This window comes from Paenibacillus sp. 01T443 (genome assembly GCF_056398325.1).
Genome location: NZ_JBFTPE010000086.1, coordinates 1 through 425 on the forward strand (window position 1 = coordinate 1; position 425 = coordinate 425).

At 41.9% G+C, this 425-nt stretch carries 1 protein-coding gene; it reads right to left on the reverse strand.

Annotation, left to right across the window (positions count from 1 at the left end):
• Positions 1-425 (reverse strand): Ig domain-containing protein (locus AC1DLI_RS34415; protein WP_477610229.1); only part of this gene is annotated, 425 nt, incomplete at both ends.

Below are 425 nucleotides of genomic sequence, written 5' to 3' on the forward strand. Positions count from 1 at the left end.
CCGCCATAATATAAACCGAATTTCATTCCATGACGTTTTACTGCCAGTTCAAACTGTTTCAACCCATCTACTACTTTGCCGTTTTCGTCTTTTGGAAGATACATATGCCTCTCATGTTTTGGATCCGCAAACTTGGACGGCCAAAGATAAGCTTGTTGTATCGATTCAACCGAAAYTAATGAATGCCCTTGACGTTTCGCCCTTTCCGCCCATAAATCGGCAGAGAARTTSGGGTCWACAAAGTAWYKGTAAATTGGGGCAGCATGAGTTAAAGCGCCCACTCGCCCTTCTTCAAACCATTTATTAGGGCGTTCCTTTACTGTAATCGTCATATTCTTTCTAGCCGTATTTCCATTTCCATCCGTTACTTGTATCGTAAAGTTGTAATCTCCTGGTTTGGTATTGATACTGATGATGCCTTTGCT